This is a genomic window from Anabaena sp. 4-3, assembly GCF_001597745.1.
Classification (GTDB): domain Bacteria; phylum Cyanobacteriota; class Cyanobacteriia; order Cyanobacteriales; family Nostocaceae; genus Trichormus.
Genome location: NZ_LUHJ01000069.1, coordinates 1 through 22404 on the forward strand (window position 1 = coordinate 1; position 22404 = coordinate 22404).

Consider the following 22404-nt stretch of genomic DNA (forward strand, 5'->3'; position numbering starts at 1 on the left):
CTAACAGAGCAGTGGCAAATGAGACAGGAAGCCTACACTTACTGCTTGCAGAAGTGTAGGTACTTCACGCTATGTTTTGTAGGTTGAATCTAAGCCATTAGCTATCAATCCCAGGTCAAGTATTATGCCAGTGTTACAGAATCTAGAACGCTTTGGACATCATCTGATTCTTGGCATTTCCGGGACTCAGTTAAGTGATGAGGATAAACGCGCACTCAATGAACTCAAACCAATAGGGGTAATATTTTTCGGGCAAAATTTTGTGAATGGTGTTCCCTACAGAGTTTGGTTGCAAAGTTTTCAGCAGTTAAGCCAGCAAATACGAGAATATACTGAACGCGCTTCTATGTTTTTTACTTTAGACCATGAAGGAGGGCGCGTTGTACGTACACCTTTACCAATTACCAGATTTCCTTATGCTTTGCTGTTGCGATCGCACTCACGGGAAGTAGCCAAAGCCACGGGTATAGAATTAAAATCCTTGGGGATTAACTTGTCTTGGTCGCCCGTTGCAGATATTTTTTCTTATCCCCAAAATCCAATTATTGGCCCTCGTGCTTTTGGTATCACACCGGAAACTGCCAGTAAACACAGTATCGAATATTACCAAGGATTAAAAGAAGCCGGAATTTTGGGATGTGCCAAGCATTTTCCGGGACATGGCGACACTAACAAGGACTCTCATATTGAGTTACCAATACTCAATCTCTCTCTGGAAGAATTGCGAAGCAGAGAATTAATACCCTTTAAAGCTTTGATTGCGGAACAGATTCCCATCATCATGACAGCACATATTCTGTTTCCGCAAATCGACCCTGATTTACCGGCGACGCTATCACGGGCTATCCTGAAAAATATCCTGCGGGAAGAACTGGGCTTTGAGGGTGTTGTAGTATCTGACGACTTGGATATGAGGGCTGTTGCCGATATGTTTACTCAAAGTGGTACGGTAGCGCGGGCGTTTTACGCTGGCTGTGATTTATTTATTGTCTCGCGCAATATCCATACTTCTTCAATTGAACATACTTATAAAATTGCTGAGGATTTTGTCGAGTCTTTAAATAACGGTAGCCTTGCAGAGTCTGTGGTAGAAGCAGCGAAGGAGAGAATTGAACAGCTATTAGCAGTTACTCCCCAATATGCGGTACAAATGTTAGATAAACAGACATTAGTACAGCACGCAGAATTAGCGATCGCTTGTACTTTTGAGGATGCCGTTTGTTAATGTAGATGGGCTTGATTTCTGAGTTTAGAGACGTTACGCCTAACGTCTCTAGATATTAAATTTTTTTGTTGAAAATCAAATATAATCTAGGCGATCGCATTCATAGCGACCTTTAATTTCTTGGTTAAAAAATTGACCAACAGACTCTGCTGATTGTAAATCTTCCCAGGTTTCTGCTTCTACTCCTGAATATTCGTAAATTGCTCCGTTGTGAAACTCAACTTGCAATACTTGTTCATCACTACAGTAGCCTACAGCATTTGCCATTGATGAGCTAACTGGTAACATGGCAATTGGTGCTTCTACATAAGGTAATTCAGGAGTTTCGGCCACAATTTCATTTAGCTGTTGCAGTCCTTCAAAAGCTTGGACGGGTGCAGGAATTTCTAACAACTCCAGTTCTTCGCCTCGGTCGAGCAATAATTGTAAATATCCATCAGTATGAGCGATCGCTACTAAATTGCTCAAGTCGATTTTAGATAACTTCATGATGCTCTCCTGTTGGCTGGGGAAATCTAGACAATCAGAAATGTTTTAATACAGATGTACTAAATTAGCAGATGATTGTCAATCAGGTTCATCAAATCTTTAAAAACCCTGATATGCTTGGGTTGGAAGGATGGACATGGCACAGAGAGATAATATTTGTGTGACTAAGCGCGTTTCTAAGTCAGAAAATACTTCAAGATGGTTTTTACACAGCCAAAGATGGCCGATAATGCCTTGAGTGTCGAAAACTGGGTAAAGCAAAATTGTGTGTTTACAAGTGAAATCAAGATTTGATTCAGGTTCCCACCAGCAAAACTGAAAACTGGGTTCTGGTAGTGATTTTTGATAAAATTCGGCTAATTTTGCTAACCGTTGAGAGACATTACAGGCTAAGGAATTATGATGAGCGATCGCATATTGATGCTTAATGGTACAATTTTTAAAATCTGAATCATAAGTAGTGAAGTAACAAGCCTCAAACTGTAAACTCACTGCCAACTCTTGGACGACTAGCAGCCAAATATCTACGGGTGATTGTTCATAGATTGTAGTAGTAATTACCTGCATTGCATCTACTAAAGCGAGCGATCGCTGTAGTTGATTAGTCAATTCTAAAATATCTTCTTCATAACCTCGTTGAATTTTCTGTAACTCTGCTTCTATTTTTTGGCGTTTGATAATTTCTTTTTGTAGTTTTTGATTTTGTGCTTTTAGTTGTTTTTCTTGGTGGTGAATAATTAATTGATTGTTCACTCTAGCCAAAACTTCTGATTCTTGAAACGGCTTTGTAATATAATCAACTCCTCCCATATCAAAAGCTTTAATCTTATCTGCTGTTTGGTCTAAAGCACTAATAAATATAATAGGAATATCAGCAGTTTTCGGGTGAGACTTTAATTGTCTACACACCTCATAACCATTCATTTCTGGCATATTGATGTCAAGCAAAATCAAATCAGGAGGCTCAATTTGAGCAGCCTGAATCGCCATTTTACCACTAATAGTTTTTCTAACTTTAAATCCTCTTGATTCTAGGATTTTAGATAATAACCGCAGATTATCTGGCGTATCGTCAACCAGCAAAATTGGCCCAGACTCATAAAAGTATTCAGGTAGAGACATATTTAATTCACCCTGGGGAAGTTAAGTTAACAATTGTTTCTAGATGAAAGTTATCAACTAAATCTTTTAGTGCCTCAGCGAGTTGCTGCTCAGATGCAGGTATTTGATTAAATAAATTATAGAGTTTAGCATCGTCAATTAATAGCGCAGCTTCATGGACTTGGGCAATCCAATTAGCAGACATTACCTGTAAATCAGCAGCAGTGAGTTTTTGCAATTTCTTAGGAGTTTCAGGAGGAATTAGCAGAGAATTGTCTGCATAAACATAGTGTAAATTTAAATATTGAGCCATTTTGTTAAACAAGACCGTTTCTTCAAAAGGCTTGGCTACAAAATCATCACAGCCAGCGTTTAATACAGCTTGTTTGTCTTCCTGAAAAGCATTTGCAGTCAGAGCAATAATTTTGATATCTTTACCTTCAGACATAGCTCTGATTTCTTTAGTCGCTTCATACCCATCCATCACAGGCATTTGAATATCCATCCAAATAAGATGGGGTTTCCATTCTACACAAAGATTAATTGCTTCTAAACCATTTTCAGCAGCACACACTTCAAAACCAACGGACTCTAAAAGTTTAACCATCAGTTGCCGATTTTCTTGAATATCTTCAACAATCAAAATTCGGTGAGGCGATTGTCCAGGTTCTAAACCAATGACTCGGCGAGTAACTTGTGTAACTGGTAAAACATCAATTTTATCCACCAATGTCAGTTGTACTTGACAACTAAAAGTTGTACCCTGACCAGGAAAACTCCGCACAGTCACATCACCACCCATCAGTTTGGCAAATTGACGGCTAATAGGTAGTCCAAGACCAGTACCCTGCATAAATTGCCGTCCACCTTTAGCCTGTATAAATGCTTCAAAGATCAGATCCATATCTTCCGGGGGAATTCCTGGGCCGGTATCTTCAACTTCAAAGACAATTATCACCTGATCTACAGGTGTTGTGGTAGAGGAAGAATTGAGATAAGAGACTCTGAGTGTAATATGACCAACAACAGTAAATTTAATCGCATTACCGATAAGATTAATGAGTATTTGTCTGAGTTTACCTTCATCACCAAACACATACTGATTTACTTCTTGACCCAGATTGATTGTTATTTCTAAGCCTTTATCTGCGGCTTTCAGGGCGAACATTTCTCTAATTGAGTAAATCAGACGATGTAAGTCAAAATAACTTTCATTTAAAGTTAGTTGACCAGCTTCAATTTTAGACATTTCTAAAACATCATTAATTAAAGCTAGTAAATGCTCACCACTACGGCTAATGATATCTAAATTTTCTTGGTCTTCTGGCGATAAAGAACGATTACGAGTCATTAACTGAGTAAAGCCTAAAATCGCATTCAGTGGTGTACGTAATTCATGACTCATTTTAGCTAAAAACTGACTCTTAGCACGGTTAGCAATCTCCGCTTGTTCAGCCGCGAACTTTAAGGCTGCATGAGAAAATTCTAAGGCGGCAAGCATTAAATTATTCCGCATTTCTTGGGCAACTTCTAAATCAAAATGTTGCCAAGGCAATGATTTCTCTTTAACAGTTTCTTTCCACAATTCAAAGGAGGTGCGTGGTGTTAAACGTAAATTATTCTTGGGATCAACAGATAAGGTTTGATTAGGATTACCTGCCCAATTAACTATTTGAATTTGTTCAGGTCTAAACCAGATAATGTGATATGACCTCTGATTGAGAACAATAGAAATGGCTAAAATACCACAGGCTATATTTTGAAAATTCTTGGCTTTTGGGTAAATTTTTGGCAATGAATCTGTGTAAAAAATCTCTTGAGAATTGCGATTCATCAGCCAGTTGACGAGTTCATATATTGCCGCTTCACTAGGTGTATTACCTAATACTGTGAGTTGTTCTTCTAATAAGATAACTGCACCTTGAGCCTGAACTATATCCAATAAATTAGTTTCATTGCGCTTGAATACATTACCAATGTAGTCAAGTTGATTGGCTAAAGATGCCCTCAGTTCTTCCTGAATTAATTTTACTTGTTGACGATAAATACCTAAATGCTTTTCTTGCTGTTTGACTAATTCAATAGATGCAAATTTGCCGATAAATTCGCAGATTTTACGAATTTCATAATCTAGTTTTTTAGGTGTGTAATGATGACAAGCTATTAAACCCCACAACCTGTTTTGATTAATGAGTGAGATAGACATAGAAGCAGCTACACCCATGTGTTGCAAATATTCTATATGCAAGGGTGATACACTCCTCAAGAATGCGCCACTTAAATCAAGCGGTGTATCTGTGATGGGGTTGTTTGTAGGAATTAATTTCACTGGCTGATAATTAAAATCGGGGATAAGTCTCAGCCATTTTTCATAGTAAAGTTGTCTTGCTATTCTAGGAATATCCGTAGCAGGATAGTGCAGTCCTAAATAAGTTTCGAGATGATTTTGTTTATCTTCAGCTACAATTACCCCACTATTGTCTGTTTCAAACTTATAAATCATTATCCGATCAAATTGCGTAACTTTTCGCACGCTTGTAGCAAGATTTTGATAGAGTTCGGATAAGTTTGATGAATTATTGATGTTAGCGATCGCCTTCTCTAAAATTTGATAATTTTCCAGATATTTACTGCTTTTTAAGAATGGCTGTGGTTCTAATTCCAGGATTAATACATTCTCTGAACGATGCAGCATTCCTAAAAATGAGTTAGATTGATTTTTCGGCTGACACTTGCTACTACATTTGAGAGTAATTTCTATTAACGGAATCAAAGATAAATTTTTTTGTGTTAGATATTGCTTGATAATTCTTATCGTTGCTGTGGGGATTAAAAAACTTAAATTTTTCCCCAGTAAAAACTTAGCATCGATTCCTAAATAATCACGCGTATTCTCACTAACTTGTAAAATATTTAACTCTGGTTCCTGCAAGACTATCAGCATACCATGAGGCTGTATACTGCCCGGTATATTAATTGGGTCTTGTTCACAGTTATTCAGATAAATTTGCTCTAATAATTTAATATTTTTCATTTTTATTAATTTATGTTAATTGTTATTTATGTTTTGTTAGATTATGCTAATTGCTAATCAAGCTACTTAGCTAAAATCTTGTTTTTTAGCAAAACTTAACTCTTTTTCAGTTGAGATTATTTTAATTAATTAAGTAAAAAAAATATATAATAACTAATCATTATATAATATCACAATATAATTTATTTAACCAAAGCTTAACTTTTTATAAACAAGGTGATTTGAAAGCAAATTATATTTACTTTTCTGTGTAAAATACCGAATTTATACTATGTTTCAAGAGGAACGACAATGATTAGCGATAGCGCATAACAGTAAAATTACTGAAATCTTAGTCCAGCAAATTAACTACATATCCCAATATATCAAGCAATTATCTATTTATTAAGACATTTAGATGCTAGTTTAGGGAACACCAAGAAATAAATATTTTCTGAGTATGGCTAGGGTTGCTCGTACTGACTTACCCTAAATTTTAGATATTTTTTGCTCTGGAAGTCTCTAATGCAAATATCAGCTATGCTCACTGGGGATAAGGTATTACTTTTAACTATTTATAAGTTATTATGACGAAATATTAGTAAACCTTAATTAAAGTTTATGGAAAAATATAAATTTTTAATGTAAAACCGGACTTATAGAGCCGGGAAAAGTTTCCCCGTGATTTTACCATCTCCCTGGGGAAATTCATCAGCAATATTTTGAGTGTGAGGCAGGTAAGCAGAATCCCGGCGATTAGGGAGAAGGTATTTGGCAAAAGTCATTAAAAACAGCGTATTTCTCAATTTTATTTCTTGAGAAAGATTGTTGTTTGCACTTTATCAATACCATAGCCATGACTTCAATTTTAGAAAGAAGGGAAAACGGTAGCTTTTGGGATCGGTTCTGTCAATGGATTACTAGCACCGATAATCGGCTATATATTGGCTGGTTTGGGGTGTTGATGATTCCTACCCTGTTAACTGCTACCACCTGTTTTATCATCGCCTTTATTGCTGCGCCACCCGTCGATATTGACGGCATTCGAGAGCCTGTTTCTGGTTCTTTGTTATACGGCAATAACATCATCACTGGTGCTGTTGTACCTACATCCAACGCCATTGGTTTGCACTTTTACCCGATTTGGGAAGCGGCATCAATGGATGAATGGCTATACAATGGCGGCCCTTATCAACTGATTATTTTGCATTTCTTGATCGGTATTTTTTGCTGGTTGGGTCGTCAATGGGAGTTAAGTTACCGTTTAGGGATGCGTCCTTGGATTTGTGTGGCTTACTCTGCACCTGTAGCGGCTGCTACTTCTGTTTTCTTAATTTACCCCATTGGTCAAGGTAGCTTTTCTGATGGGATGCCTTTGGGCATTAGCGGCACTTTTAATTTCATGTTTGTCTTCCAAGCCGAGCATAATATTCTCATGCACCCATTCCACATGCTGGGTGTGGTGGGGGTGTTCGGTGGGGCTTTGTTCTCTGCTATGCACGGTTCTTTGGTGTCTTCTTCTCTGGTGAGGGAGACGACAGAGGTTGAGTCGGTTAATTATGGTTATAAGTTTGGTCAAGAACAAGAAACTTATAGCATTGTGGCGGCTCATGGTTATTTTGGGCGGTTAATTTGGCAATATGCCAGTTTTAACAATTCCCGTTCTTTGCATTTCTTCTTGGCGGCTTGGCCTGTTGTGGGGATTTGGTTCACGGCTTTGGGTATCAGTACAATGGCGTTTAATTTGAATGGGTTTAATTTTAACCATTCGATTCTGGATTCTCATGGTCGTGTGATTAATACTTGGGCTGATGTGTTGAATCGGGCTAATTTGGGGATTGAAGTGATGCACGAGCGTAATGCTCACAATTTCCCGTTAGATTTAGCTTGTGGTGAGGCTGTACCTCTGGGTTAAACGCAAAGGGGCGCGGAGGAAACGCGGAGGATTAGGTGAGGAGTTGGTGTTGAGGAAAAACGCTCTCTGTTTTGGGGGCGTTTTTTGAGTGGGGTGGAAAAATTTGGGATTTTAGTTTTAGTTTTGATGTTTACTGCGGAATTCAATATACAATCTAAGATTTAAAATCTCTAATCGAAATGACAAACCTAACTCCTAATTCCAGTTTTAGTGTGACTCTGCGGTTGCAAATTCCCAATCGTGTGGGGATGTTGGCGGCGATCGCTCAATCTATTGCGACTACTGGCGGCAATATCGGTACAATCGATTTAATTGAGCAAACTCGTCAAGTTTCTATTCGTGACTTGAATGTTGATGCTGCTAGCACTGAACACGCGGAAACGATTGTGCAAGCAGTTAAGGCTATACCTGATGTTCAGGTGTTGAGTGTTTATGACCGCACGTTTAATTTACATCGGGGTGGTAAGATTAGCATTGCTAGCCGGATTCCGCTTAAGAGTGTGTCTGATTTGGCAATGGCTTATACTCCAGGGGTGGGGCGCGTTTGTACTGCGATCGCTCAAGACCCGGCAGAGGTTTATAATTTAACTATTAAACAAAATACTGTTGCTATTGTCACTGATGGTAGTGCGGTTTTAGGTTTGGGTAATCTCGGCCCCCATGCAGCTTTACCTGTGATGGAAGGTAAGGCAATGTTGTTTAAGGAATTTGCGGGAATTGATGCGTTTCCTATTTGTTTGAATACTCAAGATACAGATGAGATTATCCAAACGGTGAAAAATATCGCGCCTGTATTTGGGGGGGTGAATTTGGAGGATATCGCCGCGCCTCGTTGTTTTGAAATTGAACAGCGATTACGAAAAGAGTTAGATATACCTGTTTTTCATGATGACCAACATGGTACAGCTATTGTCACTTTAGCGGCGTTATTTAATGCTCTGAAATTAGTCCAAAAATCAATTACAGATATCCGCATTATCATTAATGGTGCGGGTGCGGCTGGGGTAGCGATCGCCCGTCTGTTGCGGAAAGCAGGAGCCGAAAAAATCTGGATGTGCGACTCTAAGGGCATTATATCTACTTCTCGCACTGATTTGAATGAAGAAAAACAAGAATTTGCTGTTAAAGCTCAAGGTACACTAGCGGGTGCTGTACAAGGCGCAGATGTGTTTATTGGGGTGAGTGCGCCGGGTGTGTTAACACCAGAAATGGTGAAATCTATGGCTAAAGATCCGATTATCTTTGCTATGGCTAACCCTATTCCTGAGATTCAGCCGGAATTAGTGACTAAAGATGTGGCTGTTATTGCTACCGGGCGTAGTGATTACCCTAACCAAATTAATAACGTTTTGGCTTTCCCTGGCGTGTTCCGGGGTGCTTTAGATTGTGGGGCGCAGACAATTACTACTACCATGTATTTACAAGCGGCGACTGCGATCGCTTCTTTAGTTAGCCCCTCAGAGTTAAATCGGGAACATATTATTCCTTCCGTGTTTGATCAGCGTGTTGTGTCTGCTGTATCTGCGGCTGTACAACAAGCAGCCCGCGAAGAAGGAATTGCCCGCAGCTAATTAATTTCAACATGGGATGGGCTAATGGTTCCATCCCTCATCTCCAGAGTTCTAAATTTTACTTTATCTTAATTCCACATTTTTCTCAAAAACTAAGACAGAATCATTTACAGTTTTTTTGTATTGAAACCCATAATCTAACAAAGCTTGTTTTAAAATTTCTAAATCAGATTCTTCCAAGATATTTTGTTTAGGGAATATCTCAATAGCTTCCTGATTAACTGTAAAACTGAAACAGTCTTTAAATTCGTTATAATCCCAGTGTAATTTTCTAGCTGCATTTAACTCAATAGCAGCTAATGTATTATCAAATTTGCTAGTAACCATGAGTTTGTCTCTTGCATTCTCCTCAGACTATTCTAACAATCACGCATTATCAAAAACTCAAGCTTAACTTTTAATGAACAGCTAACCAGAAAGAACAACCATTTTATAATTGAAAAAAATCAACCTTTTGGTCAATGTCATAAAAAGATTTATGCACTAAGAATTTATAGTTAAGCAAGAGATAGTAATCAAATATCCAAAAATTATCTAGCAAATCAAGTTATGATTCGACAATAGTCGTGAAAATACTGTAAAAATTTAACTATACAACCGCAAAAGACTGTACTATTTTATTAAGCTAGGATACACTACATTTATTGCTGCGTTAATCCACTTGTGCAGCCAGGCGAGTAACTGCAAGTCGCTCACCAACACAGTCAATGGGAATAGTTTGATTTCACCATACTCATATCATGAACGACTTATAAATTCGTTACATAAGCTTGAGTAAATACACGAGAGAGAGGTTCTGTAATACTGTTAGGGAATTCCAGAGCCAAAAATATTCAAAATGTAGGATGCGTCAGTACGAGAAAACCTAAGTATCCCAAGAAAATATTCATCCTGACGCACGCTACTAACAGTCAATTTGGATAATTTATTTTTTGGTGTTCCCTGAAATGATGACTCTCTCCAGTTCGTTAAACTTGTTGCCGAATATTAATTTGTCTATTGCGTAATGAATCACCAAACTGGAAGCTTTGTTGACGATCTACCGATAATTTTGGCAGGGCCAATACTAAAACATACTGCACCGGAATCAGTGACAGTATTAGTGGCATTAAAACAGTCTTGCCAGGTAAAACTTAAGGTTTATAGAACCACAGAGAATGGTGAAAGGTTGGACAAATGTTTATTTGTGGGACGACGTACCACAGCTGCTTTAGGTAAATATCTGCACGTAGTTGCTGTTACGGCGGTGTCTCCCATTGGGGAGAGTTTAACGAATGATTGCATCTATGCCTATGATTTACAATTTACCCTTGCAGATCAAACTGTCCTCACCCTAGAACAAGCCTTATCTTCTAACCGTTTCCCTACAGTTAATATTAGTTATTTTCAACATCAAAAACCAACCTTTGTTCTCCCACCTAACCGGCTGGAAGATTTGCATATTGTCCATGCTTCCTGTCGTAAACCTCATGGACATGGATTTGATGCTTTACCAATTATTGATAGCTTAATTGTGACAGCCGTTAACCAACCCCAGAAGCGTCCCCATCAGTTATTTTTAACAGGAGATCAAATTTATGGGGATGATGTAGCTAGCCCGTTTTTGTGGTGTGCCAGTCGTTTAGGTGATGCTTTATTAGGTTGGGAAGAACAACTACCTTTAGATGAAATTTATCGTACACCGAAGGAATTACCCCCAGGAGAAAGGGCGGCAGTAGCAACAGAAGTAGCTGGGTTTACGGCGGGATTACACAATAAACCAGGGAAAGTTTCCAGTCATCTTTTCAGCTTGGGGGAATATTACGCTGCTTATATCCTATCTTGGTCACAAGTTTGTTGGCCAGATGCCTTTCCCCCAGCAGATAGAGTCACCAGTAAGCCTCATGCTATCAAGTCTTGGCAAAAGTCGGTTAAAGATTTACGCCAATTCATTCAAACACTGCCACAAGTGCGTCGTGCCTTGGCTAATATTCCTACATATACTATTTTTGATGACCATGATGTTACTGATGATTGGAACCTGAATCAAGCTTGGTGTTTGCGGGTGTTAGGAAATCCCCTAGGGCGGCGAGTTGTGCAGAATGCTTTATTAGCTTATGCCGTGTTTCAAGGCTGGGGTAATACGCCTGGGAGATTTAAAGCAGGTGAGAATGGTGAGAAGTTGCTGTATGCGGCTGTAGCTTGGTCACATTTTAAAGGACAACATCCAAAAACGGAAGCAGCGATCGCTCGTTATCTCGGCATACCTAGCAGCAATCCCCACACCAACCTACCGAATTTTGTGCAGGAAGATGCAGTCTTTATTTTAGAACGAGATGCAGAAGCCTTGACTTGGAACTACACCATCAAGAGTCATTGTCATGAAGTCATCGTCTTAGATACACGCACTTGGCGCGGCTACCCAGCCAATCAAAAACCCATCGCACCACCGATGTTGTTGTGTCCCAGAGCTATGCAGCAACAACTATTGCAACCTTTACAACAAACAGCAGACAATCAAAACCTTACCACATTTGTAATTGCGCCCACAAATGTCTTTGGCTTGCAAGTCATTGATTGGATTCACCATTGGCAATTAAAACGTGAACAAGTTTTTTCTACAGATGTCGGCGATGCTTGGAACATTAATTTTCCCGCCTTAGCCAGACTCCTCACCATTCTGTGTGAACAACGTCAAAAATTAGTAATTCTGACTGGGGATATTCACTACAGTTGTGTATCACGCTTCTCGTATGCACCACTTTACAATTCACAAACACCATCAGTCTTAGTGCAGTTAACCGCTAGTGCCTTAAAAAACGAAGAACTAATCACTAGAATTATTCATACACGCTTGAAACAATGGCTATTACCCGAAAAAATTCGCCATTGGATAGGTTGGAATCAACCGCCGAATATGCTAGAAATTGGAGTCAAGCAATTAACCCGTAGCCAAGCTTTAACTAAACCTAATTGGCATTGTGTCCTAGAATGGATACCACGACAAAGCACTCAAAGTTTTAATTATTACACCGAGATATCTGATTTAATAGCTGCTAAAAAAACAGCTAAAAATTCTCGATGGCGTTGGTTAGAGCCTTTCAAGTTTTGGCAAACTCGTTGGTTTCAAGATGGACGAGAAGTAGTTGGTGTCAATAATATCGCTTCAGTACATTTTGAATTATTTGATAACAATAATTATCAAGTAATTCAAGATATTTATTGGTTTGATGCTGCCTCTGCAAACAAAATTGTTTACAGTCGTTTTGCCAGTAGTTTACAACCAAATCAACATCTGTTACAGAGTTTTTCGGTTAGGTGAAACCATCTAGGTTAAATACTTTTACTCTGCTTCCAATTCATCACAAAACCTTGAAACCGTCGCCAGTTAGCTCGCACAACTTTCCACTGTTGTAGAGTATGCAAAATGATAAAAACTAAAAAGATATACGCTATCCAAAAATGAATACTTCTACCTAAATCTACCAAATCAGAATTTTGTGGAAATAAATCAGGTAAAGTCAAACCAAACAAGCGAACGTTATTACTGCGATATGAATTAGAAAAAAAGAACCCACTCACGGGAACTGCAAACATAAACAGATACAGCAAAGTATGTAGGAAAAATTTACGCTGCCATTCCGGTGTGAATTTGGGTAAATGTTTAGTGTATTTTCGCCACCACACTTGTAACAACACTAAAATACGCCAAGTCAGCAAAGCTACCACTAAAGCCCCCATCGATTTGTGAAAATCATACAATTCACTTCTGAAAGGAGTTCCACGAGTTAGACGTGCCATACCTGAACCAGTCACAAATAAGACTAGATAACAAGCAGCCATGAGCCAGTGTATAGACATCAACCGCTTAAAAGCAGAGTTAAGCCTACCTTTCCTAACTACTGGTACTGAGTTCATACTAAACACACCTTATGATACTGTGGTTTGATGTTGCCAATGCAGTAGTAATGCGATTTGGTGGTCTAAACTGAAAATGAGAGCGATAAGCGAAGCTTAAGCCTTCTCTACGAGACGCTACACGTAGCTTGCTTCCCTGTAGGAGTACGGCGATCGCTAATCTACTCTCCACCATATATTAAGTATTGTATACATTTATAACCCAGATTTTACAGGTCTGCCATTAGTCATTGTTGACTGTTGACTCTTAAAGAATTTCTTCTTTGTCTTCCTCTCCTCTCCCTGCTCCCCTGCGCTCTACTCACAAGGCAATGGTTTATTGCTAAAATGAGAATATTGACTATCAACCTGATGGGCTTTTTTGACAAAGTATTTCAACAAAAAATTAGCCAATTTTAACTGCCTAAAAATTTGCTGTGGATCAGAAAGATGGGTTTGGGGTAGCTGTTGTCCTAGGTTTTTCATCACTAAACCGATAGGCACATTAATTTCATCCTGTAATTTCAGATAACTTGTAAAAAACTTACCATAAGCAGAAATTAGCGAACCAACACCACCCCGTGCTTGTCCCCAACCAATAAAATACAGTCCTTTGTAGTCCTCAAAACAACAACCACCATAACATTTGACTATTGGGCCTTCAACGCGCTGAAGTTCTGGAGGTAGGAAGGGATAGGACACATAATAGCCAGTTCCACAAACTATCAGGTCAAAAGCTTCTCGACTACCATCCATAAACTCTACTTCCCAACCGTCTAACCGACTCACAGCAGGCTTAAAAATGATACGCCCATGTTTGATATAGTAAGGAACTTCATTATTTAATGTTGGGTGTTTCTCAAAGATTCGATGTTGAGGTTTTGGTAGACCATAATCTTTGTGTGTGCCGAAGGTCAAACGGATAATTACATAAGTTAGTAGCCTCTGTAACCATTCCGGCATCCACCATTTAATTAAATCAGCAAATGGTACGCCAGCAAATGTCTTGGGAATGAACCATACTGATTCACGCATACTTAAAACAGACTTAGCACCTACACGCGCCGCTTCAGCTGCAACATCACAAGCGGAGTTACCACCACCAATCACCAAAACTCGTTTACCATACAGTTGATTAGGGTGTTTGTAATCTTTGGAATGGATTATTTCGCCGTTAAATTCTCCCTGAAACTGAGGAAAACGTTTGCACCAGTGATGACCATTACAAATTAAAACACCTTTGTAGATGCGTTGTTCGCCACCAGCGAAGGTGACTTCCCAAAGATTGTTTTCTACTGGGCGGACATAACTAACTGTATGATTAAGTTCAATATGCTGGCGCAAATCAAAATGATCAGCGAAAGAGTTTAAGTAATCCCGCATATTTTTGGCACTGGGAAAGTCGGGATAACTTTCTGGCATGGGAAAATGGCTAAATTGGGTAATTTTGCGTGATGAAATGATATGTGCGGTTTCATAAACACCGTGATACCAATTACCGCCAATATCGTCACTTGCATCCACCTGATCATAAGGAATATTAGCAGCCTTGAGTGCTTGAGCCATACCCAATCCCACAAATCCTGCACCGATAATCAGATGTTTATCAGTGGTATCGATCATATTTTGAGTTGTACTGGTGCTACTTACTGTCACCATTTTTTAACCTCCTACCGAATCCAGCATTAATCCAGTCTAGTAACTGGGGAAAATAGCGTTTGAGTAGATGGGCGGTTTTAGCTGTTCTATCTGGAAATACATGGAGTTGATTGTTGATAATTCCTTGTATCGTGGCACGCATGACATCGGCAGGATCTGTAACTAAATTTTCTGGAAGTCCCTGAAATTCTTGCGCTAAAGTGCCATATCTTTCTACTTCCAGAATGGGGGTACGGCTAAAAAAGGGATAAACAACTGTAACTTTTACATTGTAGTCTTTGACTTCTTGGAACAGTCCTTCACTAAAGCCACGCAATCCAAACTTGCTGGTTGAATAATGTCCTAAGCCAGCTGTTGCTATCCAACCAGCCAAGGAAGAAATATTGACGATGTGTCCTTGGCGGCGAGTAATCATATCAGCAACAAATAAGGAACTTAAGCGCATTGGGGAGAGGAGATTGATTTGTATGAGTCGTTCCCATTTCTCGGTGGGAATTTCATCCATGCGACCGAATAAGGCAATTCCGGCATTGTTAATTAAAATATCGATGGGGATATCTAGGGCTTTGACTTGATGATACAGGCTTTCACATCCTTCACGGTTAGCCAGATCAACGGTTAAATAAGCTAGTACCTCACCTGTTTTGACTTCCTGTTGAATTGCTGCCACTCTTTGACGCAATAGGGTTTCATCTATATCTGTTAAAATCAGTCGGCTACCAGCCTCTAGTAATTGTCGGGTTAGTTGCTGTCCAAATCCACCAGATGCACCAGTAATCAAAACAACTGCTTGGGATAATTGCGTCATGTCAATTCAAAATAAAAGAGTTAGTTTTGTTGGTAGTGAGGACTTTAGTCCTCTGTTGGAGACGCTAGGCGACAAAAATCAGGACTAAAGTCCTGATTACGAACTGAAAATTATATCTATGTCTAATTGCGCCACTTATCCGCTTAAATCTGCGGTGATTTTAGGGTACTCAGTAGTAACAATGACCAAGGTACTTTAACGTCAGGAATGAGCCAGGAATATTTTCTCATTGCAGGTAGGGCAGAAGGGATGAGAAACTTGAGAGAACGTAGTGATACAGGTAAATTACCATCTTGGTCTACCAGTTGGTATTGTTTAGCTAACTCAGCTACAATCTGGACTCGTCCTGTACGGCGAATAACATCGGGTTCTGAAGCTAATTTGGCGATGACTCGTCCTGTTAATAGGGGTGTTTCCCAGTTATATCGTTCACTGATGACGGAAGTGTTGGGATTATTAATGTTTTGCTGTTCCATTTCTGTGGCGAGACGGGATATGTGTTCTGTGCCAACTATTCCCGGCCAGAGGGAAACCGCAGTAATATTATAGGGTTTTAGCTCTACAGCCATGTCAGCAGTTAGGCGATCGCACCCTGCTTTACCAGCACCATAAGCTGCACCAAATATATAGGACAAGCCACCCCAAGAGGATATATTACAAATCAATCCCCGTTGTTGCTGGCTCATCATCCTCGCAGCAAAGATACTGGCTACATAATGGCTACGCAAACCCACATTATTACAAGCATCCCATAGACTTGGTTCTCTTTCCCAGAAAGGTTTTCCCTGAGCATCCTTTAATGCTTGAACTCCTGCATAAACATTGTTGACTAATAAATCGAGTTGTCCATGTTGCTCATCTTGGATACGCTCAAACAGTAATTTTACCTGCTCATCGTCGCTATGATCTACCTGGACGGGAATACATACACCCCCAGCTTGTTCTACAGCTGATTTTGTCTCACTCAAACTACCGCCAATATCTTCACCGCTAGCGGAGTTGCTGTCTAACCTACGCCCTGTAATGTATACTGTCGCCCCCGCTTCACCTAGTCCAATGGCTATTCCCTTACCTATACCCCGTGTTGCACCTGTGACTAATGCCACTTTCCCCTCAAGGTATTTCATCCTAGTTTTTTGGTAAATATACTGTTGTTATCTGTCTCATTGTGCCATAAGCATGGTTTAGGGGTATGAATCAGTCAGAACTTATGCAACTGGCAACAGTTACAGGGAACAGGGAACAGGGAACAGGGACTAAATAAGGTGGGGGGCTGTCTTACCCAAGGGTGGGGAGAGGGAACGAACGGACGAACTGTTAAGAGTTGCTCGTTAAGAGTTCCCTCTCCCGTTGGCGCAGCCTCTCGTAGAGAAGGGAGTTGAATATTTCTCTGAAGAAAGGATATATCTTCTTGATCAATGCCGTGCGATCGCACTCAGTTGTTGTATATTGTTACAAATAAAATTCAACATACTGTGGCATAATTTGTCTGTCACTATCACCCACTAAATCCATCAACTCATTCTGCTGGCTGGTATCTAGTCTGCGGAAACTTTATTGACATAATCGTAAAATCAAACAATCTGTATTTTGTGATTAAAGTTACAGTTTAATTGCAAGATTTTACTTAAAAATTTTTCTAGAGTTTTTTTAATTAAGCCAGGAAGCAAAAATTAATTAAAACAATTTTGATGGAAGACAAAAGCCATCAGTGGCTAACAATAGCCAATGAGTTTTGTCTGAATGCTTCTGCCTGAAGTTTTAGCTTTACCCAGGTAGATTTTAAATCGAGTTCTCAATTGATTAACTAGACTTTGACCATCCTATGGTATTGATAGATAGTTGAAATTCCAACCTATATTTATTCAAATAACGAGGATAATCTCGTATTAAATTCTCACCATTTCCAAAATAAATGGCATACACTTACATTGGTAAGAATTATCAGGGAAATTAGTCAATGCCTAGACAGAGTATTTATACGAAAAAGCTGCGTCATGGTTTAAATGTTTACCTAGTTAAATGTACTGAAAAATCCCTAAAATTATCAAAATTTTGGCGAAATTTATTAGAAATCTGGCGCATTAGATTAGTTGAATCAGTCCCTTTTTTGTTAGCTTGTGCCGTATTTTTAAGCGTCATCAGTTTAAAAAGTCCAATTTTGTTGTTTTGTTTGCTAATTGGTAGTTTAATTGCTATAGTAGTTCAAAAAATTGAGCAACAGGTGCGCTTACCAAAAAAAATGCGAGTCATCTTGAAGATGTTAGCAGTAGCAATAACTTTAAGTTTATTTTGCTTGGATTATTTTGCTGCTCCAGCACAGGCGCAATTTTTTGGTAGGGCTGAGAAATTTTTCAATACCACATTTAATCAGGGTTCTACCAATGGCACTAATAGCCAAATGGCTGTTAGTTTAATCTTCAATGTATTACGCGCAATTTACCTACTTTATATTGCTGTGTCTTTAATTGGTGTAATTAATGCAGTACGTAAAGATGAGGATTGGCAAAGTGTCGCCAGAACTCCTTTATTAGTAGTTGTTGCTGTTACCATTGCAGATGTTCTTACAGGCTTTGTAATTGGTAGTAGTAATTAGATGCAGCTAAATTCCCCGATTATTTATGTCTGATAAACAACAGCAAGATTTTCGTCCAGTTAATCAAATCTTAGGCTCTCAACCATCATTAGGGCCAATTCCGGCCGACCAAATATTTCCTTGGACAGTCATTATTTTAGGAGCATACTTTATTATTCATGGAATTTTTGGGGGTTTATTTCCAGATGACTTTCAAAAATGGCTATGGACTGCATTAATTGCTGGTTGGGGAATGGGAACTTGGTGGATATTAACTGGTGGTAGGAGTTGGCGTTTTTTAAGTAAATTTATTGGAGTTCCCAGGTGGACAAGAGGCTTTCCTCGTTATCACAGCTTACTGGAAGTGAACCATGAAGCAAAAAATCGGAAAACAAAGCGTCGCTATCGCAGGAAAAGAAAGTAGATTAACACCATTTGAAGATGCTTTACACCTAGCAACAATGCTACGTATCGCCTTAGATGGGCGTAATATTGGTGCTTATATTTTAACCCAAGGAACTCAAAAAGATAAATTCTGCTTTGTTTTTGGTTTTGAGTGTAGCGGCATTCATACTACTTTAAGCCAGGAACAAATAGAGCCAATATTTAATAATATTGAATCGGGATTGAAAGATATTCCCGATGGGGAAAGAATGACATTACATCTGGGTTCTTTTAGTTCTGATCAACAGAGACAAACTGAACTCGCAGATTTGATTAAACGCGCCCCATCACGGGATATCAAGTATTTATTAATGGCAGAAAGAGCCAGATTACAAGAATTGACAAATGCCGGCATTCGCAAGCCGAAATTTTTAAGAATTTATGTGACATATACTATTGATACCAGTGCCACCCATGCCAATGATTGGGTAGAAAAACTCTTAGCGAAAGCTGAAGGCTGGTGGTTAAATTTTCAGGGTGAGATTGCAGAGATTGAAAATCAGCGCATTGAAAGCATGATGATTAAAGCTTACCAACAAGGATTTTGCCGTTGGGAACAGCTTTTATCTAATAAAATGGGTTTGGATATTAAACCTCTGACTACTGAAGAACTGTGGGAAAACGTCTGGAGGAGGTTTAACGATACACCAGCCATAGCCATTCCTCAATTAGTGAATCTAGATGAAAACGGACTACAAGAACAAGTCTATTCCGAGTTATCTAGTACCCAACTGCTCATGGAAAATCTCCACAGTACAACTATGCTGATGGCATCTGGCGTACCTTGTGCAGATCGGCGTTGGATTCATGTTAATAATAAATATATTGGTGCGCTGACTTTTCTGGAAAAACCCGGTGGTTGGCCTCATAAATTTGCTCAACTGCGGTATTTATGGGAACTACTAGCTAGAGAGACAGTAGTAGATACAGAAATTGTTTGTCAATTATCAGCCGCAAATCCCGCTTTGGTAAAAACTACCTTGCAACGAGTGTTGAAGCAGTCGAATATTACAGCACTCATGGCGCAAGAAAAAAATAAAACTATTGATGTTAACGCGCAATTAAAATTAAAAAAATCGATTGCGGCTCAAGAACAATTGTATGAGGGTGCTATTCCTATCTATACAGGGTTAGCCATTTTTGTACATCGTCCGACAGTGGAGAAATTAGATGAGGCGACAAGATATATTGAAAATTGTTTTCAACGCCCGGCGCAGGTAGTCAGAGAAACTGAATATGCTTGGAAAATTTGGTTACAGTCTTTACCGATAGTTTGGGAAGGATTATTAACTAAACCTTTTAACCGTCGTCAGTTATATTTAACCAGTGAAGTACCGGGTTTAATGCCTTTGATGCAAACTAAAGCCGGTGATAAATATGGCTTTGAATTAATTGCGGAAGAAGGTGGGACACCGATACATCTAGACTTATTTAATCAACATAAAAATTTAGCATTATTCGCTACCACTCGTGCAGGTAAATCAGTATTGGTATCAGGAATTTTAACCCAAGCTTTGGCGCATGGCTTACCTGTAGTAGCCTTAGACTTTCCCAAACCGGATGGTACATCTACCTTTACTGATTACGCCCAGTTTATGGAGGGGAACGGAGCTTATTTTGATATTTCTAAACAATCAAATAATTTATTTGAACAGCCGGATTTGCGATCGCTACCTCCAGAACAACGGCGCGATCGCTTCCTCGATTATATCGCCTTTCTGGAATCAGCTTTGATGACAATGGTCTTAGGCTCATCCAACGATAATCCACTACTAGCGCAAACCGTCCGTTCTCTGCTCAACTTGGCTTTAAGTGCCTTCTTTAACGACGCAGGGATTAAACAACGGTATCAAATGGCAATAGCAGGAGGATTCGGTAGTACAGCTTGGGAAAAAACCCCCACCTTAAAAGACTTTCTCCATTTTTGCTCTCTAGAAAATCTGCGTCTAGATTCTGTCAGCGACAGAGTTGAAGATGCACTTAGTCAAATTCACCTACGTTTACGGTTTTGGCTATCAAGCCGTGTAGGGCAAGCCATCTCTGCACCATCGAGTTTTCCTACAGATGCTCAACTATTGGTGTTTGCACTGCGAAACCTTTCAGATAACGAAGATGCAGCCGTGCTATCCTTAAGTGCTTATTCGGCGGCATTGCGTCGCGCTTTAAGTAGTCCCGCTTCTATCTTTTTTATAGATGAAGCCCCAATTTTATTTGAATTTGACCAAATTTCCGATTTAGTGGGCAGAATATGCGCTAACGGTGCTAAAGCCGGGATTAGAGTCATTTTATCAGCCCAAGACCCCGATACCATCGCCAAATCTAAAGCTGCATCCAAGATTTTACAAAACCTCACCACCCGGTTAATTGGACGTATTCAACCAGTCGCAGTAGATAGTTTTGTCAACATCTTAAAATATCCCCGCGAAATTATTGCCCGCAACGCCACAGAAAGCTTTTTCCCCCGCAAAGAAGGAGTTTATAGTCAATGGCTTCTAGATGATAACAGTGTTCCTACCTTCTGCCGTTACTATCCAGGTTACGAACAATTGGCAATAGTCGCTAACAACCCCCATGAGCAAACTGCCCGGCAACAGATGATGCAGCTTTACAGCAATAAATATGAAGCAATTTCTATGTTTGCTCGTCAGTTAGTAGCTACACTACGCAGTAGTTAGTTTTTACAATTCCCAAAATCAGGAGTGTGTCAATCTGGGGATAAATATATGAAAAAAACTATTTTATTGACTTTAGCTGTTTCAACTTTATTAGTTTTGCCAGCAATGGCACAATTAGGGAGAGTTTGGACTGACTTTCAATATTACTCAACAGATTTACAAAACTATCTCAGAAACAATCTACGCGATAGTTTAGATATCAATGCCCAAAATGCGCTGAGTATTTCTCGTGGTGAATTAAATCTACCTAACCCCGTAGAAGCCGGAAAACAAGCTCGCCAAAATATTTTATTTTTTAATACTATCCCTGATAAATTTGAAAATAATCAGGCTGTGCATTCTGATGCAGTTAGCAATGAAATCAATCGCGTCATCACCCATTCGGCAGTAGAGGGTGTTTTGGGTAGAGATGGGCAAACAAGAATGAGAAATAAATTAGAAAATACTCAGGCAACAATCAATAATATTACAAAAATCGCCAATGATTCTAATAGCATTTTTGACCAAATTCTTAATACCATAACAGATGCAGCTAAACACACAGAGATAAATGCAGTAAAAGAACAATCTAATTTACAGCTAAAAGTTCAAAGTGAGCAGTCAAAAATTATGGCTGAAACCTTCGCTCAATCTCTGCAAACAAATCAGTTTATTCAATATACAAATTTAAATTTAGCCAATATTTCTCAGCAGATGGAAGTAGCCAACAGGGCGCGGCGTGTGGATACATCGGCAGAAGCGGCGAGACTGTTACGCACTACTTCGCAAATAGATTTATTTGGTAGAGATATCAATAATTAATTGTCATATTCGCCAATACGCTTTTTGTTTGTAGTTGCACCCAATAAATGATGTAGAGACTCAGCATGGCTAGTCTCTACCGTGCAGAATAAAGCGCATCTATGGCTACGCCACGCAAGCTATATCAAGAAACGGTATAAGGACTTTAGTTTTGAGACAATCAGGACTAAAGTCCTTACTACGAACTTTTTCTGATTTCTGGTGTAAAATATGATATCAAAAGCTTGATGTTTATTTACCTAGCTAGGTTGT

17 protein-coding genes are annotated in these 22404 nt (G+C 39.2%); 8 read left to right on the forward strand and 9 right to left on the reverse strand.

The window, feature by feature from the left end; translation table 11 throughout:
- Positions 1-124: 124 nt before the first annotated feature.
- Complete coding sequence (nagZ, locus tag A3775_RS20190; protein ID WP_066384112.1) at positions 125-1225, forward strand: beta-N-acetylhexosaminidase; 1101 nt, start codon at positions 125-127, stop codon at positions 1223-1225.
- Between the two features lie 75 nt (positions 1226-1300).
- Here the strand turns inward: nagZ and A3775_RS20195 are convergent, their stop codons facing one another.
- From A3775_RS20195 to A3775_RS25310, 4 genes are all read right to left on the reverse strand, one after another.
- Positions 1301-1714, reverse strand: coding sequence for a KTSC domain-containing protein (locus A3775_RS20195; RefSeq protein WP_066384109.1), 414 nt, complete (start codon positions 1712-1714; stop codon positions 1301-1303).
- Between the two features lie 99 nt (positions 1715-1813).
- Positions 1814-2836, reverse strand: coding sequence for a response regulator (locus A3775_RS23870; RefSeq protein ID WP_082803804.1), 1023 nt, complete (start codon positions 2834-2836; stop codon positions 1814-1816).
- Positions 2837-2843: 7 nt separating this feature from the next.
- Positions 2844-5849 (reverse strand): ATP-binding protein, encoded by a 3006-nt coding sequence (locus tag A3775_RS20205; protein WP_066426501.1) that lies wholly within the window; start codon positions 5847-5849, stop codon positions 2844-2846.
- Positions 5850-6484: 635 nt separating this feature from the next.
- A complete protein-coding gene (locus tag A3775_RS25310) occupies positions 6485-6613 on the reverse strand; it encodes a hypothetical protein (RefSeq protein ID WP_255362923.1) in 129 nt (42 codons plus the stop codon).
- Positions 6614-6684: 71 nt separating this feature from the next.
- On the opposite strand from A3775_RS25310, the gene psbA reads away from it, so the two are divergent.
- Both psbA and A3775_RS20215 read left to right on the forward strand, forming a co-directional pair.
- A complete protein-coding gene (gene psbA / locus A3775_RS20210; protein WP_066384104.1) occupies positions 6685-7743 on the forward strand; it encodes a photosystem II q(b) protein in 1059 nt (352 codons plus the stop codon).
- Between the two features lie 179 nt (positions 7744-7922).
- On the forward strand, positions 7923-9314 hold the full coding sequence (locus A3775_RS20215; RefSeq protein WP_066384101.1) for a malic enzyme-like NAD(P)-binding protein: 1392 nt from the start codon (positions 7923-7925) through the stop codon (positions 9312-9314).
- A 63-nt stretch (positions 9315-9377) separates the two neighbouring features.
- Here the strand turns inward: A3775_RS20215 and A3775_RS20220 are convergent, their stop codons facing one another.
- Entirely contained in the window at positions 9378-9641 is a 264-nt protein-coding gene (locus tag A3775_RS20220; protein WP_066426503.1) for a hypothetical protein, read from the reverse strand.
- 679 nt (positions 9642-10320) lie between these two features.
- Here A3775_RS20220 and A3775_RS20225 point away from each other — a divergent pair.
- The gene (locus tag A3775_RS20225; RefSeq protein ID WP_066426504.1) at positions 10321-12615 is read left to right on the forward strand and encodes a PhoD-like phosphatase; all 2295 of its coding nucleotides are present in this window, start codon (positions 10321-10323) and stop codon (positions 12613-12615) included.
- A gap of 11 nt (positions 12616-12626) precedes the next feature.
- Here the strand turns inward: A3775_RS20225 and A3775_RS20230 are convergent, their stop codons facing one another.
- The 4 genes from A3775_RS20230 to A3775_RS20245 form a co-directional block, all read right to left on the reverse strand.
- Entirely contained in the window at positions 12627-13211 is a 585-nt protein-coding gene (locus A3775_RS20230; RefSeq protein WP_066426507.1) for a cytochrome b, read from the reverse strand.
- A 297-nt stretch (positions 13212-13508) separates the two neighbouring features.
- The gene (locus A3775_RS20235; RefSeq protein WP_231867040.1) at positions 13509-14849 is read right to left on the reverse strand and encodes an NAD(P)/FAD-dependent oxidoreductase; all 1341 of its coding nucleotides are present in this window, start codon (positions 14847-14849) and stop codon (positions 13509-13511) included.
- Positions 14833-15657, reverse strand: a complete 825-nt coding sequence (locus tag A3775_RS20240; RefSeq protein ID WP_066384086.1) for an SDR family oxidoreductase — start codon at positions 15655-15657, stop codon at positions 14833-14835. Before A3775_RS20240 ends, A3775_RS20235 begins: the two co-directional genes overlap by 17 nt.
- Positions 15658-15800: 143 nt before the next feature.
- Positions 15801-16784, reverse strand: a complete 984-nt coding sequence (locus A3775_RS20245; protein WP_066384084.1) for an SDR family NAD(P)-dependent oxidoreductase — start codon at positions 16782-16784, stop codon at positions 15801-15803.
- Between the two features lie 833 nt (positions 16785-17617).
- Between A3775_RS20245 and A3775_RS20250 the strand changes: the two genes are divergently transcribed.
- From A3775_RS20250 to A3775_RS20265, 4 genes are read left to right on the forward strand one after another with little or no spacing between them, the layout of a single operon-like run.
- Positions 17618-18253: a hypothetical protein gene (locus A3775_RS20250; protein ID WP_066384080.1), complete on the forward strand. Its 636-nt coding sequence runs from the start codon at positions 17618-17620 to the stop codon at positions 18251-18253.
- 25 nt (positions 18254-18278) lie between these two features.
- Positions 18279-18656, forward strand: a complete 378-nt coding sequence (locus A3775_RS20255) for a hypothetical protein (protein ID WP_066384079.1) — start codon at positions 18279-18281, stop codon at positions 18654-18656.
- Complete coding sequence (locus tag A3775_RS20260; protein ID WP_066384078.1) at positions 18604-21351, forward strand: hypothetical protein; 2748 nt, start codon at positions 18604-18606, stop codon at positions 21349-21351. The genes A3775_RS20255 and A3775_RS20260 overlap by 53 nt, the downstream gene beginning before the upstream one ends.
- A 48-nt stretch (positions 21352-21399) precedes the next feature.
- Positions 21400-22152 carry a hypothetical protein gene (locus A3775_RS20265; RefSeq protein ID WP_066384075.1) on the forward strand — a complete coding sequence of 251 codons (753 nt, stop codon included), beginning with the start codon at positions 21400-21402 and terminating at the stop codon, positions 22150-22152.
- Positions 22153-22404: the final 252 nt, after the last annotated feature.